The 15715-nt window shown below is 47.5% G+C and carries 8 protein-coding genes; 3 read left to right on the forward strand and 5 right to left on the reverse strand.

Annotated elements, in window-relative coordinates; genetic code table 11:
• Positions 1-132 precede the first annotated feature (132 nt).
• From ACO6VG_RS01940 to ACO6VG_RS01950, 3 genes are all read left to right on the forward strand, one after another.
• Positions 133-7482 (forward strand): AAA family ATPase, encoded by a 7350-nt coding sequence (locus tag ACO6VG_RS01940; RefSeq protein WP_422472421.1) that lies wholly within the window; start codon positions 133-135, stop codon positions 7480-7482.
• Positions 7483-7632: 150 nt separating this feature from the next.
• On the forward strand, positions 7633-9744 hold the full coding sequence (locus ACO6VG_RS01945; RefSeq protein WP_422472423.1) for an F-box protein: 2112 nt from the start codon (positions 7633-7635) through the stop codon (positions 9742-9744).
• Between the two features lie 99 nt (positions 9745-9843).
• Positions 9844-11976, forward strand: a complete 2133-nt coding sequence (locus ACO6VG_RS01950; RefSeq protein ID WP_422472425.1) for a hypothetical protein — start codon at positions 9844-9846, stop codon at positions 11974-11976.
• On the opposite strand, the gene ACO6VG_RS01955 is transcribed toward ACO6VG_RS01950, so the two are convergent.
• The 5 genes from ACO6VG_RS01955 to ACO6VG_RS01975 form a co-directional block, all read right to left on the reverse strand.
• Entirely contained in the window at positions 11938-12399 is a 462-nt protein-coding gene (locus ACO6VG_RS01955) for a hypothetical protein (protein ID WP_422138925.1), read from the reverse strand. The two genes, ACO6VG_RS01950 and ACO6VG_RS01955, sit on opposite strands and share 39 nt — an antisense overlap.
• Positions 12396-12755 carry a hypothetical protein gene (locus tag ACO6VG_RS01960; RefSeq protein WP_422135376.1) on the reverse strand — a complete coding sequence of 120 codons (360 nt, stop codon included), beginning with the start codon at positions 12753-12755 and terminating at the stop codon, positions 12396-12398. Before ACO6VG_RS01960 ends, ACO6VG_RS01955 begins: the two co-directional genes overlap by 4 nt.
• Positions 12756-12861: 106 nt before the next feature.
• The gene (locus ACO6VG_RS01965; RefSeq protein ID WP_422135377.1) at positions 12862-13089 is read right to left on the reverse strand and encodes a hypothetical protein; all 228 of its coding nucleotides are present in this window, start codon (positions 13087-13089) and stop codon (positions 12862-12864) included.
• The gene (locus tag ACO6VG_RS01970) at positions 13077-13211 is read right to left on the reverse strand and encodes a hypothetical protein (RefSeq protein ID WP_422132603.1); all 135 of its coding nucleotides are present in this window, start codon (positions 13209-13211) and stop codon (positions 13077-13079) included. Before ACO6VG_RS01970 ends, ACO6VG_RS01965 begins: the two co-directional genes overlap by 13 nt.
• Before the next feature lie 350 nt (positions 13212-13561).
• On the reverse strand, positions 13562-15301 hold the full coding sequence (locus ACO6VG_RS01975) for a hypothetical protein (protein WP_422472427.1): 1740 nt from the start codon (positions 15299-15301) through the stop codon (positions 13562-13564).
• Positions 15302-15715 lie beyond the last annotated feature (414 nt).

Consider the following 15715-nt stretch of genomic DNA (forward strand, 5'->3'; position numbering starts at 1 on the left):
TTTCTATGGGTGTCTCAATCTTGACCGTCAGTCTTGACCGGCAAAATTCAAATAGAACTTTCATCCATTTTGCAGGTCAAATATTCAAACAATTTCAATGTAGTCCTTCAAATGGCAGTAGGGAGATTGACTATGGATGGCCAGATTAAAGTAGAAATCAGCAAACCTTTTCCAGACACACACAGTGGCGTGCCAGCCACAGGAGCAAATCTGGCTTCATCGTCAGAGAATTTGGCTATCTGTCCCATTGTCACTCCCGAACTTACTAGATCTTCACCTCCAATTGACTTGCCTGACAAAGAGAGAACCGTATCCACAATGGATTCCTCGCTCCAAAAGGCCCCTCATTGCTTCGATTTCCGTTTTGTCGCCAATGATGATGAGGTTCGACGGCTTTTAGTTGCCCAAACCTCTAATGAACACAGGGACGTCATTCTTATTGCCCACCCCGATGACCTCTCACAGGCTAACCTGGTGAGCCGGTTTAGTATTGCCGACGATGGTCACTACACTCTGGGGTCTGGCAAGCTCTTTGAAAGTTCAAAGCCACTGACACTGGTGATGGATATCCGCAAACTCACCAGTGATGAACTGCCAAAATTTAACGATCTGCTGGACCCGGATAATCCCTGTCTGTATGACAAAGTCAGCCAGAAGAAACGCCCTCTGGGCGAGCATGTTTCTCTATGGGTCCTGGCAGCCCCTGCCCAGCTGGCATCGGTTGGCCAGCTTGACGAGGCACCGGGGGCCGTCGCACCGGGGGCCGTCGCACCGGGGGCTGATTTCTGGCGGCGAGTTAATCGACCGGAAAATACCTGGCAGTTCGATGCAAAGACTGGCAATGATCCATCGATGAAGATCGACAAAGTTCCTCCGGTATTAACTGAACTCCCCTACTCCGAACGCACTATGGATGACAACAATACTGTTCTTATTGACTGCCACTTGCACAGTCACTGGCGACAGTTGCTGCTGGGCGGCCCCGGAGTGGATCAACAGGGGCGAATCCGGCACCTCCCCGGCAGGCTTGAGTCATTAAGGGCCGGACAAAGAGTGATTCTGAAAGGAGCCAACTGGCAGGATCTGGCCTTTGAACAAACAATTCGACAGATGCTGGCGCAACAATGTTTCGAGAGCAACGGGAAGATCTGTCAGTTACCCGACGATGTTCAGTTTTATCAGATGCCGGTACGGAATGACGAGCTTCGTTCACGGTTCCAAAGCCTGTACCGCTCTTGTGACAAAGAAGGTGACAAAAAAGCTGACAAAGGACCTGATAAAAAGCACACAGCACCAGGCCCGATCATCATTAACCAGAGTAATATCGCGGAATGGCTGAGCCCGATTGCCATTGCCCCGGAAGGTTATGCAGCTCCTAACACCTGTCTGTTGGAGCAAATTCGGGCGGCTGGTGCAGTTACAGTAACGTCCCCACTCAATGTGGAACTATGGTTTCGTTTACTGGGTTCACTGCAGACGATTCGCGAGACGACAGATTTGCAGCCACAGCTTCAGGTAACTCATTCAAAACAGCAGCCGAAAGCTCTGGGAGTGTCAGAAAAGGATGAGCATCCTCTGCTCAATGTCAGAGATCAGTCTGCCTTCAGTGCAGTCAGTTATCAGCAGCACGCCCAGGCCAGTCAGTGGATCAATAGTCATCAGGAAACACCTCTGGTCATTCAGGTCAATGACCAGACCAGCTTTAGCCAGCTGTTTGATAACATCTATATCGCCTCGGAACAACAGGCTCATTTTGGACGACGTCAGAGTGACTTACAGAAGGCATTAAGCGCTGGCAAGCCGGTGGTATTCCGGGGACTCGAAACTAACCCAAAGCTTCAGCAGCTTCTGGAACCCCTGATGCTTGGACAACCTCTGTTGGTCAATGGCCAATTACAGGCCTACCCACAGGCTAATGTCACTCTACTCTGGCCTGAGTCCGTGAACAGCGCCTCTTCAGTATTGCGTTCGATGATTGCCAGGGGAAAATCGTGTCCTGAGGTCAATCTCTGGGATATCAATGCCCTCAAATATGATATCTCCCGCGCTGGACTGCCTGAACAGGCTCTGCACTTGCTTTACGAAGCGTCTGAAACCGTACCTGCCCACCTGTGTAACCCTTTGCCGGAAATGACCGAAGGCCTGTTGAGTAACCTGATACTGGCTGCCCGGCGAGCACAGCAGGTTGACCGCTCCCTGCAACTCCTGCCGTGCCACTGGCGCAAGGCCATCAACAGCGTCATCACCCATGGCACCCGGCAACATCCGCCCGTGCGTGATTTTATGAAAGTGGCTTGCTGGCACTTGTTACCGGATAAAACGCCGGATGAGAATCAAACTGCCTCGGTAGACCCGGATCACTTAAATGACATCATTAACAGTACTCTGCGGCTGAATAGAGCGTTTGTGGAGCAGAACCTGTGGCAACTGGCCAGAGCCTTTGACCCGGCAGTATTTAATGGAGCATTACAACTGTCCTATGAAAGTCCATTTCGACAGGAAAATAATGAAGCTCTGGACAGGCTCTGTGCCATGATCGTTGCCCATGTGCCTGAACGAGAGGCAATGGCACATCAGTTGCAAGTCGATCCGGAGGCAGCGGAGCAATATCAACCGTTAGCCATCAGGCCAGCAAGACAGATCAAACGTTTGCAAGATGCACTGGCTTCCGGTTGGCAATTGCCTTTGCCATCAGGACAAACCCGATCCGATGCCATTCACGCACTGGCCAGCGATTGTTTTCACATTGCCAGAACAACAAATTCCGAGGCAGCAGGCATTGAACGCATAAAACATCAACTGTCTGAATCACTGAAATGGTCGGGCTCCACCGATAGGTCTCTGTCAGCACTGGCCTGGGATCTTTATCACGGCGAGATGAGTCAGAAGGATCGTGAAAGTCGTCGTTTATCCCGACTCCATGACCGGCTTACGGACTCTCCCGTTATCTTCCTTGAGGGAGAAACCGGCACTGGGAAAAGTTACTTTTCTGCCACAATGGCGAAGGCTTCAGGGCAGGCTTCGGTGTTGTCCCTTGGACCTACTGATAGCGAACAGACCCTGATGAAACGCTGGCAGTGGCAAGAACACGACGATGGCGACCGCTCTATGGCGGAGCAAAACCGGGCGTTGATGGAATGGGCCAATACCGAATCCGACAAAGACGGAGGCTATGTCACACTGGTTCTGGATGAAGCCAACCTCGCCAAAACCGGATTACTGGCGTCATTGAATGGCTTGTGGGAACCGGAACCCTGCATCTATGTGAACGGTCATCCTGTTCCGGTCAGCACAAAACACCGGGTGATTCTCACCGGCAACCCCGATCACTACGCCGGACGCCAAATGGACCCGACCCTGAAAGAGAAATTGCCCAGGGCTTACTACCCACGCCTGGATCAAGCTTTCCTTCGCGACAGAGTGGTGGAACCGGCTCTGGTCAATCAGTTACAGCGACATCTGTCGGAGCCTGAAATAAACGACATTGCACACACTGCCACCAGGAGTGTGATGGCACTCTGGCAATATTATCCGGAACTATTGCCCGAACATGAGTTCACTCCCAGGGATTTAACGGATATCTGCAGTTGGGTGGGCTGGTATCTGGATCGTGCGTTATCCAAAGGAGACAGTGTTAGCTGTGAGCAAGTGAACAGTTTGATCCAACAAAGTTTCCGGGATGTACTGGGTAGCGAAATCAGCGAGACTCATCAGGATGCCCTGTCAGCACTGGAGATCTGGTTTGCTGCCCGCTACCACCCGGACAACACCCTGAGCGACAGAGTTCGTGCACAGAACCTGGAGGATATACAGCAGCCCTTCATACAACTCACCGAACAAACCCGACCTGAGTTTGATACCTCCGGATCGGCAGTCATTGAGCTGGTGCAGCGGCTTGGGCAGGATTTAAGCCGCTGTCAGCAGGCTTATCATCTCGGCAGAAAACACGGCGGCCGTCAGGCGACGCTGGTTGAAGGCCCGGCTGGACGAGGTAAGGATGTCACGCTGAACCTGATGATTGCAAGTGTCAGACAGCAGGCTGAGCAACGGGGAGAATCCATGCCGGAAGTCTTTCTCCTGAATGCCTGTGATTGTTCCTGGGACAAAGTGTGTGAAGCGATCCGGAAGGCAAAAGTCGACGGTGGCATCGTGGTGATTTCGGAAATGAATCTGATCGACAGCCAGCATCTGGAAGGTGAGTTAAACGATATACTGGCCGGTGACAGCCATCCGGGTTTCCATCTGTTCGCCACCATCAACCCGCCTGAGTACAGTGGGCGAAAACCCTTATCACCGGCGCTGAAAGGACGTTTCAGACATTTGCCGATCCGCCAGTATAACCAGACCGAATTGCAGACCATTGCCGAAAAATTCTTGCCAGAGACCACGGAGGGTAAATTCGCGGCTAAAAAGCTGACTGAGCAACATTGTCGATTGAGGGCCGACCTGCAACGCAAAAACCTGCCGTTACAGCCCACCAGCCTTGATTTACAGAACGTCGCCAGGGCTGTTATGAAAAGGAGCGACTTTACCGAAAAAGGACTTCATCAATGCTTCGATCAGCACTACCGACTTTATCTGATGGCCGCCGACCTGTCACTGGAGCAACTGCCTGAGTCATCGACTCTTGCCATGGATGAAGGAGCGCTTGATCCTGTACTGTGCCATTGGTTCTACCAGACAGTAACGCGCATTAATCGCCCGTGGTTGATACGACAGAGTAACCGCAACAGTATGGATGAAAAAAAACATGAAATTTGTATCAACACTCATCTGCATGAAAAGAAAGTCAAAACGGAAATCATCAGGAGGGTGGCTCAGGCAGAATGGCGGGCATCCGGTCTTCCCCTGAAGCCGGACCAGTCAGACGATATTCTCACCCGGGCACTGTACCGATACTGGCAGAAAAGCTGGTTTGATCGTCAGTTTGGTGGCTCGGACGTGGACGCCAACAGTGTATTCCCCCTGACAAAAGAAGAGGAACAAACACTGAAAATGCCAGCTAACCAATCTTATCTTCAGGAGGCTGACCAGCAGATAAACTCGTGGAATTCCAATGCCGTTCAATGGTGGCCTGCGTTCTGGCAGCAGATAAGTGCGCAACCGGACCATCGGGCTGACGATTCTGAAAAATACATCCCACAAGCCTTCGAGAAACAGTCTGAGGTATTGGACTGGAGCACAAACTATGAGAACCAGAAGAAGCCTGTCGTTGAAGACTATAAAGTTTTTAATACGCAGACGCCCTCTTCCCGGATGTATCGCTGGTGGGCAAAGGATATTTATGTGACTCCTGAGGGTAACATCAAACTGATCGAGATCAGTGATAAACACATTCAGAGGGTCGAAGCCCTGATGCCTGAGCGATTGCCGGGGCAAGGCCAGGAAGTGAGATTAGCCAGCGATCAAACGCTGGCGACCCTGAAGGTGTCACCGAAGAATGGTCAATATGCATTGCCCAGCCTGACGCCTGACGATTACATCGTGGCCCTGCGTATTGAGCCCGATTTGCCATTCACCCTGATCAGGGACCGATACACCGGGCTTCACTCATTGACTATTCCAGAGGCAAAAGCCAACCAGAGTATTCAAGTGGCTTATGTCGTAGAACCCGGCAAAAAAACACCGACTAAAGGCACCCAACCAGAACGATCAATACTTTTTGACCAGAGTTGTTCAGAAGGTATGAAAACAGTACTGGACAAATTGTTTAAGAGCATTGAACAACAACCATCCGAAATACAGGAGCCTCTGCGGACAATAGAAAACGCTGAAGACATCTGGCAACGCATTGTGGCAATCACTGAGTATTGCCAGCAGTTTTCCGGTGCGTCTCAACCAAAGAATGGTAAGAATTTCTTTGAATTTCTCGTAACACAGCGGCAAGGCAGCTGTCGCCATCGTGTGCCTGTTTTTATTGCTTTTTGTCGTTATTTCGGGATTCCATGTCGGCAAATTGATAACCGCATCCATAGATTTGCCGAATACTCCGGGGATGACGGCCAAACCTGGAAGTCCGTGGATTTGGGCGGAGCGCCTGTAGTGCCAACAAAAATCACACCTGCCTTTCAGCCCAACATTAAGTTTCCCGGTTCCAGCAGTGCATTAAAGCAGATTAAGAATCTCCTGAAAGGTGCTGATTCAACACAACTGCAAACTCTGTCCAAAGCCTGTGGCATAAACCTTGAGGAACTTAAAAAGGCCCTTGAGACAAACAGCGTATTGCCAGAAACCAATCTAAGTATTTCCGAACTATTAAATAACCTTTGGAAGGAAAAAAATTTAACCGCCTTTTCCATGGGCATCTCAGTGGTTGAGTCACTGGGAACAGAAGTATTGGGCTCTTTCGAGGAGACATTTAAATGGATATCGGGGGCAATCATACAAATATTGTCCAACAGTGATGAAGATAAGGTCACTGAACCACTCAAGATACTCCATTCAAAATTGATTGATCAGGCCGGGGTAACTCATGACCAATGGCTGCTTGCAATAGTATTTGTACTGGAGTGCAGTGACTTGACCAAGCCTTCAGTTCTTCAGTTTGCGCGTAAAGCCATGGCATTGAATTGGCTGTATCCAGTGCCGTTCTCACAAAGCCATTTAGTATTGGTCCATAATTATCATGAGCTATTGGTGCGTCTGGAAGGCATTGATAAACTGAAGGTTGAGGCCGCCCGTTGTCTGAAAAAGTGGTATGAGCATTTTTTGTCCAGGGAAAAAAATAGTCAGGCGTTTCTGCTGGCTCATAAAAGACTTCGGGAGAAAGAAGGCAGTATCTTTTTCATCACTGATTCTCATGATGGTTTTTCGCCATTTCTGGAAGGTAACATTGTCAGCTCATCTATACGGACCGCCTGGACGGATCAACCCGGGGGCATTCCGAATATAGAACGAATGCTGTTGCACCAGCCTGCGTTTGTACAGTTATCCTCAGGCAAGAATAACCACCGTCCGGTGATTATCCTGGGGCAACCTGACTGTTACAGTGCAGAGCTTAATGAAATGACCGATGTCCTGTTTCAACGAAAAGTTAAGAACAGCCCTAAACTGCAGCAGTCGTTGAAAAAAATGAGACCAGAGTCCGTTGAGGTGCAGCCAGAAGACCAAAAGCTTTTGGATGATTTAAAAAACAAATGCATGAGCGCGATTCTGCAAGCCTTCACTTATTACCTGTATCAAGTGACACACTCGAAAGGCGGTTGTTTAAATTTTTGTTGGGGCGATGCCTGCGTCATGGACTCCGATAATCAGGGCTACTACGGCGCTCATGATCCATCTTCACCTGAGACGCTGTTTGACATGATGTGTAATATTAACAGCTCTTTTTTGTTTCAGAAGTCTGTTAAGGATGCCTACTTAATGCGAGCACAAAATACCAATAATGCTCTGATACTCAAATCCTGGGATATGACAACCATTCTCGAAGAGTTTTTGAGCAGCGTGAATTTGAATTCGATTTATGAGTCATTGGATAGTTGATAAGCGTTTGACCGTGATGCGTTTTTCAAGATCATTGACTTTCCTGAATGGTTACGGGAAAGCATCCAAATGCAACTTTTCTCCTGTCTGAAGGTCAAATCATTAAACAATTTCAAGACAGTCCCACGAATGAGAGCAGAAAGGTTAACTATGGATGGTCTGACTGGCGGGAAGATAAACGAACCCGTTCCTGATAGCAGAAGCGCGATAGCCAACAGAGCAAAGCAAGATGCACCGTCAAACATTGCAGAGGTCTCTGATGTCATTCCCAAACTCAGTCCATGGTCAACTCCGGTCAGGATACCGGACAAGACGAGAACCGTATCCGCAGCGGATTCAGCAACGGTTATGACTGGCTACGACCGCCAGTGGGCCAGCTTGCCTCTGGAAGTGCTGGAGAAAATCGCCAGCTATTTAGCCATCGAAGATATTAATCATTTTGGGCAAACATCGCCGACAATGGGCGATCGCCTGAGGTCATGCGGTCTGGAAGAGGTTCATCACTTCCTCTCCCTGACCAGACAAAGGCAGACTGAGTGCCGGGCAATCATTCAGTCCAGTCATTTACTCCTTGAGTACCTCAGGACATTGTCCATATTTTCTGTTTGTCATTTCCCTGCGCAACAGGGCCCGGCCTTTTACTCCTTTTATGCCAGCCATTTGCGCCAGCAGATTCTTGATGGGGTCACACTGACCCTTATACCCACTGACAGCATAAATATTCATAGCCTTAAACATCATCTGCGTGATCATATTCCCATCATCATTGAGAAAAAGGCGGAGAACTACAGCGATATTCTGGTCCTGGACCCTGATGGCCATTGGGTCAGGGAAGCTGAAATCAAACACGACGACCATGTCAGTTATGGGCATCAGCAGACCGACCATATTTTATTTGTCCGGCAACCCTTTCCACGAACTCTTATACGATCTGGACCTTTAAGCTACCAATGCAACGGCAAAGAGCATTGTCTGTCCGTTTATGAACGCAAGAACGATACGTGGGTTGAGCAACAACTGACAACGGGTGAGGTTTTTCCTAAATGTAAGTATCAGGATATCGATATCATGCACCTGTCACCTGATGCCAGGACACTGGTCTGTATTAACCAGTGGCGAGCTGTAGCTATTCTGGGTCGGGGTGCAGATGGACAGTGGATCAATAAAGGCAACATTAATACACGTCTTTCTCATGGGCTATTCAGTGCCGACAGCAATCATCTTGTGCTTTATGGTAATAACTCACGCATCAGGCTGATGAGCAAGGCAGACGATGGATCCTGGTCAAACACGGGTCACATTACTGTTAAAGATCCTGCTGATGATCTGAAAGAAATGCCCAGTGGCGAAAAAGTGAGCGATTTTGAGTTTGATCTTCATGTGGCATTCAGTCCGGATAACCGCCATTTTGCCACATGGTTTGAGGATGCCGGCAATGATTCCCATCACGGTGATATTGAACGGGATTATTTCTTTGTCGTCATTTTTGCCTCTGACCCTCAAGGGCAGTGGCGTGAAAAACAGAGAATCCTTGAATACTGTGACCAGCCAACCCGATATTTCCAGCTTAAACCTGAATTTAGCCCCGATGGTCGGCTTCTGATTATCACCACCGAGGAAAGTATTGATATCTGGGAATTAACTGACGACCAGTGGCAGCAATCTAAACGGGAGGAGCCCGAAGACGGCGGTGGTGAAATTCAATTTTCTGTGGACCCTTGTGAATTCATCAGAAGAAGCGGGGGTGAGGTAACGATCTGGCGCAAGGCAGCGTCCGGAACCTGGGGCAAGACACAAACATTTTCGGCTGAGTCCCTTTTAGTAACCAGTCCCAGCGGTGAAACCATTGTTTGTAACGATCCTGCCGGACACACTGATCTCTATCAACGTCAGCCTTTTGCTGAATCTTTCGATCAGCCATTCGGTGAACCCGCCGCCGTTCAGTGGGTCAATCAACGCATCGGGTTCTCTATCGTAAAAGCAGATTTCAATCAGGAAGGTTGCCTTCTGGCTGTGGTTCCCAAGACGGATACGCGCAGCCTGATTCTGTTCGGGTTGACGGCAGACGGGAACTGGCTGGAAAGGGCCCGTTTGCAAACAGAAGGCAGGATTAAGAAATTTTGTTTCAGCCCGTGCAGCCGCTCCATTCAAGTCACCAGTTTGCGCCCTGACAGCTGTGCCAGAAGGCGAGAGTTTTATTCGCTCTGGCAGATCATGCCCGATGAACTGGCTTTCGCAGGGCGGGATGACTTTTCAGACTAGGCTTTGGTGCCAAAGTCTATGGAACTTTTCTCCTTTCTGAAGGTCATACCACCAGACAATTTCAATGCAGTCCTTTAGATGACAGGAGAGAAGTTTACGATGGATGGCCGGATTAATGAGAAAAGCAACACTCCCTTTCCAGACAGTGAGCCACCAGCCAACAGAGCAAAGCAAGATGCACCGTCAAACATTGCAGAGGTCTCTGATGCCATTCCCAAACTCAGTCCATCGTCAACTCCAGTCAGGATGCCGGACAAGACGAGAACCGTATCCGCAGCGGATTCAGCAACGGCTATGACTTGTTTCGACCGCCAGTGGGCCAGCTTGCCTCTGGAAGTGCTCGAGAAAATCGCCAGCTATTTAGCCATCGAAGATATCAATCATTTCGGGCAAACATCGCCGACAATGGGCGATCGCCTGAGGTCATGCGGTCTGGAAGAGGTCCATCACTTCCTCTCCCTGACCAGGCAAAGGCAGACTCAGTGCCGGGCAATCATTCAGTCCAGTCATTTGCTCCTTGAGTATCTCAGAACATTGCCTATATTTTCTGATCGCCGCTTCCCTGCGCAACTGGGCCCGGCCTTTTACGCCTGTTATGCCAGCCATTTGCGCCAGCAGATTCTTGATGGGGTCGCATTGACTCTTATACCTGGTGGCAGTTTAAATGTTCATAAATATCGTCATCATCTGCGTGATTATATTCCCATTATCATTGAGGAAAAGGCGCAGAACTTCAGTGATATTCTGGCTCCGGACCCTGATGGTCACTGGGTCAGGAAAGCTGAGATCAAACACGAAAAACTGGTCAGTTATGGCGATCAGCAGGCCGACTATATTTTATTTGTCCCGCAACCCGTTACACCAGCCCCTGAGCGAACGGAACCTCTTAGCCAAAAATACAGTGGCAAAGAGCACTTTCTGTCTGTTTATGAATGCAACAACGATTCCTGGGTTGAGCAACAACTGACATCGGATGAGGTTTTTCCTGAATGTAAGAATAAGCGCATCTCTAAAATGCTACTGTCACCTGATGCCAGGTCACTGGTCTGTACCAAATGGGGGCACACCGTTGCTATTCTCGGTCAGGATGCCGATGGGCGGTGGGTCAATAAAGGCAACATTAATGCACACCGTAATCGTTACCAGCTATTCAGTGCCGACAGCAATCATCTTGTGATTTATAGTGGCTCATACATGACGTTGATGAGTCGGGCAGAGGATGGATCCTGGTCACAAACGGGTGACATTTTTGTTACAGATCCTGCTGATAATCTGAAACAAACGCCCAGTGGCGAAAAATTGAGCAACTTTGAGATTGATTTTGATGTGGTATTCAGTCCGGATAACCGTCATTTTGTCGTATGGTTTGAAGATGCCGATGAAGACTCCGGTGAGTTTGATATTGAGCGGGATTATTTCTTTGTCGTCATTTTTGCCTGTGACCCGCAAGGGCAGTGGCGTGAAAAACAGAGAATCATTGAATTCTGTCATCATCCAACCCGGTATTTCGATCTTAAACCTGAATTTAGCCCCGATGGTCGTCTTCTGATTATCACCACCGAGAACAGTATTGATATCTGGGAATTGACTGACGACAAATGGCAGCGATCTGAACGGGAGAAGCCCCGGTGTGGCGGCGGTAAGATTTATTTTTCTGTGGACCCTTGTGAATTCATCAGAAAAAGCAGGCACGGCGTAGCAATCTGGCGCAAGGCAGCGTCCGGAATCTGGGGCAAGACACAAACATTTCCGGCTGAATCCCTGGTAATAGCCAGTCCCAGCGGTGAAACCATTGTTTGTAACGATCCTGCCGGACATACTGATCTCTATCAACGTCAGCCTTTTGCTGAATCTTTCGGTCAGCCATTCGTTGAACCCGCCGCCGTTGAATGGGTCAATCAACGCATCGGTTTTTCTATCATGAAAGCAGGTTTCAACCAGGAAGGTTGCCTTCTGGCTGTGGTTCCTAAAACAGCTGAGCACAGCCTGATTCTGTTCGGATTGACGGCAGACGGGAGCTGGCTGGAAAGAGCCCGTTTGCCGACAGAAGGCAGGATTAAGAAATTTTGTTTCAGCCCCTGCAGCCGCAATCTCCAGGTCACCAGTTTACGCCCTGCTTCTGGCGGTGTTAGAGCGCAAGAAGTTTTTTCGCTCTGGCAGATCAGACCCAATGCAATGGCTTTCGGCTTCTCTTTAATAGTTACTCCAATCAATGGAAGTGATATTGAATAGAGGCGGGATATTATTAGCTGCTTGTAAAAATAATTCACTTTTAGTAAAAACATCTACCAAAGTAAGAAGGTATATCTTCTCCCTTTGCAAGTCATCGTGCATATCTAACCTGGAATAAAAAGTATCTTTGAAACCAATACCAGATAACATGATACTCCATTCTGCTTTATGAGCTTTTATATCTGAGTAGTATTTCCTTGCTTCATCTTTATCTAAGGGTGTGCGACTCATTTTAGATTGAAAATGGCAAAATAATCCATTATGTAAAAACTCACCATCTATGCCATCATCAGGCCCAAGAGGGCCAGGTGTGAACCCCAGCCGGTAGGCAAACCTACGACCAATTTCTTGTTTGCCTCTACTATCTAATGAAACGATTGAGTCAGCTAAATTAATTGCTTGAGCCTTGTTGAGAGTAATCATAACAAACTTTGGCTCATTTTGATTAAGCCGAAAACAGTTATAAGTTCATTCATATATTCTGGATGTTTTTCCAATTCAGTTTCTGATTCAGTTGACACATTAAAGTCGATTTCTACTCCTTCCATTGATGATGGAAATTCGGTTTCATCAAAGTCATCTTTGGAACAAGAGTATGCCCCATAGTTGGCAAGAGTATTAAAAAACACATGTTTTGAAAAATGCAAAGCAGCTTGTAATTTTTTTGCCATTTCTATCTGCTGCTCAGTCAATTTTATTTTAATGACGCTCTCATTATTATCAACTAAATCATCTATATCTGAGAGAGCCTCGTCTACAAATTTGCTATTGTTGCTCATTGGTGCGCTCCTATATGCTATTGACAGCTTCCTGCAGGATGTCCTTTATGTACTCAGGATGCCCTTTATGTACTCACATCCGGGATACTCCCAAACGAACTTGCCATTAAGTAAGGGCTTTTTCGAAATTCTCAGGATCATAATTAATTGGACGAGAAACAGTAATTTTCAATCCAGAATGACTTTCATAGCAACTATCTACTGCATCTTGGATTCGACCTTTATCTTCTCCCATAGGAACAATCAAAACTGGGAAAATATAACCAGTATGATTGTTCATTGAAGCTATTAGGGCAAGTGTATCTTTCAGTCTTCCAATAGCTAGTGCAGCCAAGCCTTGATATCCATACAGGCCACTCGTTCCGATACTCTGAGGTCGTCATTCCCGCGAAGGCGGGAATCCAGCGCCAACAGCGGGTCTCTGCCTTCTCGCGGATGAAAAGGCCAGGGGGACACCGGGCAGTATGGTTCTGGTGATGAGTCTGTGTGGATTCCCGCCTTCGCGGGAATGACGGGAGTGAGGCCGGAAATGACGGGAGGGGAACGGGTTTTGCGACACCCTCTGTTGCGTGGGAACGAGGGGTGTATGGATATCAGAGCTTAGCTGCACTAGTGCTTGCTTATCTCGGTCAGGCTCCTGGTGACAACTGGTCAGGGTTCTCGATCAGGCGCTTTTCAGATTTTCACCAGACAGCTGTTGTTTAAACCAGGCCAACTGGTGTTCAAGGGCGGCGAGCTTCTGGTCCCGTTTCACCAACAGCGCCTGCATCTGCTGAAGCAGTTGCAGGGATAGCGTCCGAACAGATTTATTTTTCCTGACCGTGGCGGTTCATATCCAGCAAATCAATATTCATTTTCATCCACAGCAGAGTAGCAGCCAGGTTCACGTTATGGCAGGCTCCATCATTGACGGTTAACAAACCCCGAGTTTCATCGATCACCTGATTCACCTCCTCTTGGCTTTCTTCAGGGAATTCATCCAGCAACCGTTTTAGATTCCTCTGTCCCTGGGTCAGATGTGCAAACCTCAGAGGAAACTGGCGCAACTGATACAAATTAACCAAATCTTGTTCCAGCCCTGATTCCTTCCAGGTTCGGATCGCCGTAGCAATAAAGAAGTCCAGGTCTTGCGCATTAAAGGCAGGTTTGTCTGCTGCTTTGATAAAGTCCTTAGCCTCCCCATTGACTACCAATCGCCCCAGTTGTTCGGCCCCCTCTAAATACATTATCTGCAAAAAAAACGTCATCATGGTGTCTTCATTAAGGGCTTCTTTGTCCACATAATAACCGTTTTGAGGCAACATAGGGGATTCCAACAATGTTTTCAGATCGTGCAACATAAATGACTCACAACCAAAGTCATTGACTTGACGTCCAGGCAGAAAGAAAAACCGGGAATCAGTAAAGCCGTGATATTTTATCGCCAGTGTCAGCACTAAACCGACAAGGTGCGACATGGGTGAATAAGTTTGTTCTGGGTAGCGCTTAAAAGTCCTTAGACTATCAACAAAAAAAAACCGATAATGCCCTTTGCTATTCCTCCTGATAGAAACAACACTGACGTGACCTGATTTATCCTGAAAAATATAATTTTTTGTTTCTTCTGCTGTCATTAATGGCAGCTGGGTTATAAACAATGCAAGTAGCTGATGAAGACAATGATAGGAGCCAAGGTAAGCATGCATGAGTTTTCTCATATCCAGATTAGCTGCTTCCTCAAGCCTGTAAACAAACTCGTGATCGGTCAGACCTTCGGGTAACTCAATTTGAGGTAACAGAACTTTGGCAAATAATTTGATTATATGTATTGAAAATATCCTAAGCCCTGGATAGTCAAGTAAAACATGTATCATTTCACCTCTTTCCAGCTTTCCAGGAAAGTAAAGTTGAAGTACCCTTAGAATCGCTTTACCACGGTGTTGTTTGTTTTCCAGAGCTCCTTTTTCTGCCAAAATATCGGGGTTTGCCTCATACAATTTTTCCAATTCTGCATTAAAATCATCAATATTTTTTTTCTGATCTACTGTTTTCAATGACTTTTCAGCAGCCTTAAGAATTTCTTTCAGTTTTTCAAGATGCCTGGCATGACTCTTATCATTACCGGAAGCCGATGCTGACGCTGCACCAGAGCCTGATGAACCCGAAGAGCCAGAAATGCCCTGCTCTTTCGTACTTTGTTTTTTACTTTGTTGCTCTTGCTGCGGCGGCGGAGATTTACCGTCGGTTTTAGATTGCTCCTTGTTTTCGTCGCCATAACGGTTTAATTCGAATGAATAGCCAGTAAACACCGTTCCTTTATCTGGCTGTAACCCTTCCCCTTCAGAAAAAGGCGAAGTGATTATTGAATCTTTTTTTCCCTTCTTTAACAGAGACAGCAGAACAATCCCAGACTTAGGTAAACGAATAGGGTCAGATAAAAAAGAGGAAAGAATTTCATCGACACCATTGCCAGAGACCAATAATGAAGCATAAGGAACTTCAGCCTGACTAATAACTGACAAAAAAACGCCGACAGCAACAACAAAGGCGCAGCAGATATTCTTCATTACAAATAACTAAGCTCCAAGAGATAAAAGCACCATTCTAGATAAAAAAGCTCAGAATTGCCTGACCCCAGGAGCCTGATAATTTTCGGACAGGCACTAGTATAGGCATAAAAAAAACAATCTCTTCCGTTTTAATGGACACTCAAATCCAACTATCCAGCAGTGATTCATGCGTCTGTGATAACAGAACCCCTGGTATCTGACAGCAGTCCGATATGAAGTTGTTAAAGAAAATTACTCCCCTGCTTATCAAATACAAAGGTTCTTATTACATCCTATGAATTTTCAATGCTCTCAATCTACACGGCATTCATGTGAAGAGAAAGCTGCCCCAGAATTTGATGTTTAAACCCGTACAGCCACACTCTCCAGGTCACCAGTTTACGCCCTGCCGCTGGCGGTGTTCAGTAATGT

It is taken from the genome of Endozoicomonas sp. ALB032 (genome assembly GCF_049310125.1).
GTDB lineage: Bacteria > Pseudomonadota > Gammaproteobacteria > Pseudomonadales > Endozoicomonadaceae > Endozoicomonas_A.

What these genes read in the sequence shown, in the direction of transcription:
- ACO6VG_RS01950 (WP_422472425.1), top strand. Translation starts at nt 9,844, where the DNA reads ATGGATGGCCGGATTAATGAGAAAAGCAACACTCCCTTTCCAGACAGT.
- ACO6VG_RS01955 (WP_422138925.1), bottom strand. Translation starts at nt 12,399, where the DNA reads ATGATTACTCTCAACAAGGCTCAAGCAATTAATTTAGCTGACTCAATC.
- ACO6VG_RS01975 (WP_422472427.1), bottom strand. Translation starts at nt 15,301, where the DNA reads ATGAAGAATATCTGCTGCGCCTTTGTTGTTGCTGTCGGCGTTTTTTTG.
- ACO6VG_RS01960 (WP_422135376.1), bottom strand. Translation starts at nt 12,755, where the DNA reads ATGAGCAACAATAGCAAATTTGTAGACGAGGCTCTCTCAGATATAGAT.
- ACO6VG_RS01940 (WP_422472421.1), top strand. Translation starts at nt 133, where the DNA reads ATGGATGGCCAGATTAAAGTAGAAATCAGCAAACCTTTTCCAGACACA.
- ACO6VG_RS01945 (WP_422472423.1), top strand. Translation starts at nt 7,633, where the DNA reads ATGGATGGTCTGACTGGCGGGAAGATAAACGAACCCGTTCCTGATAGC.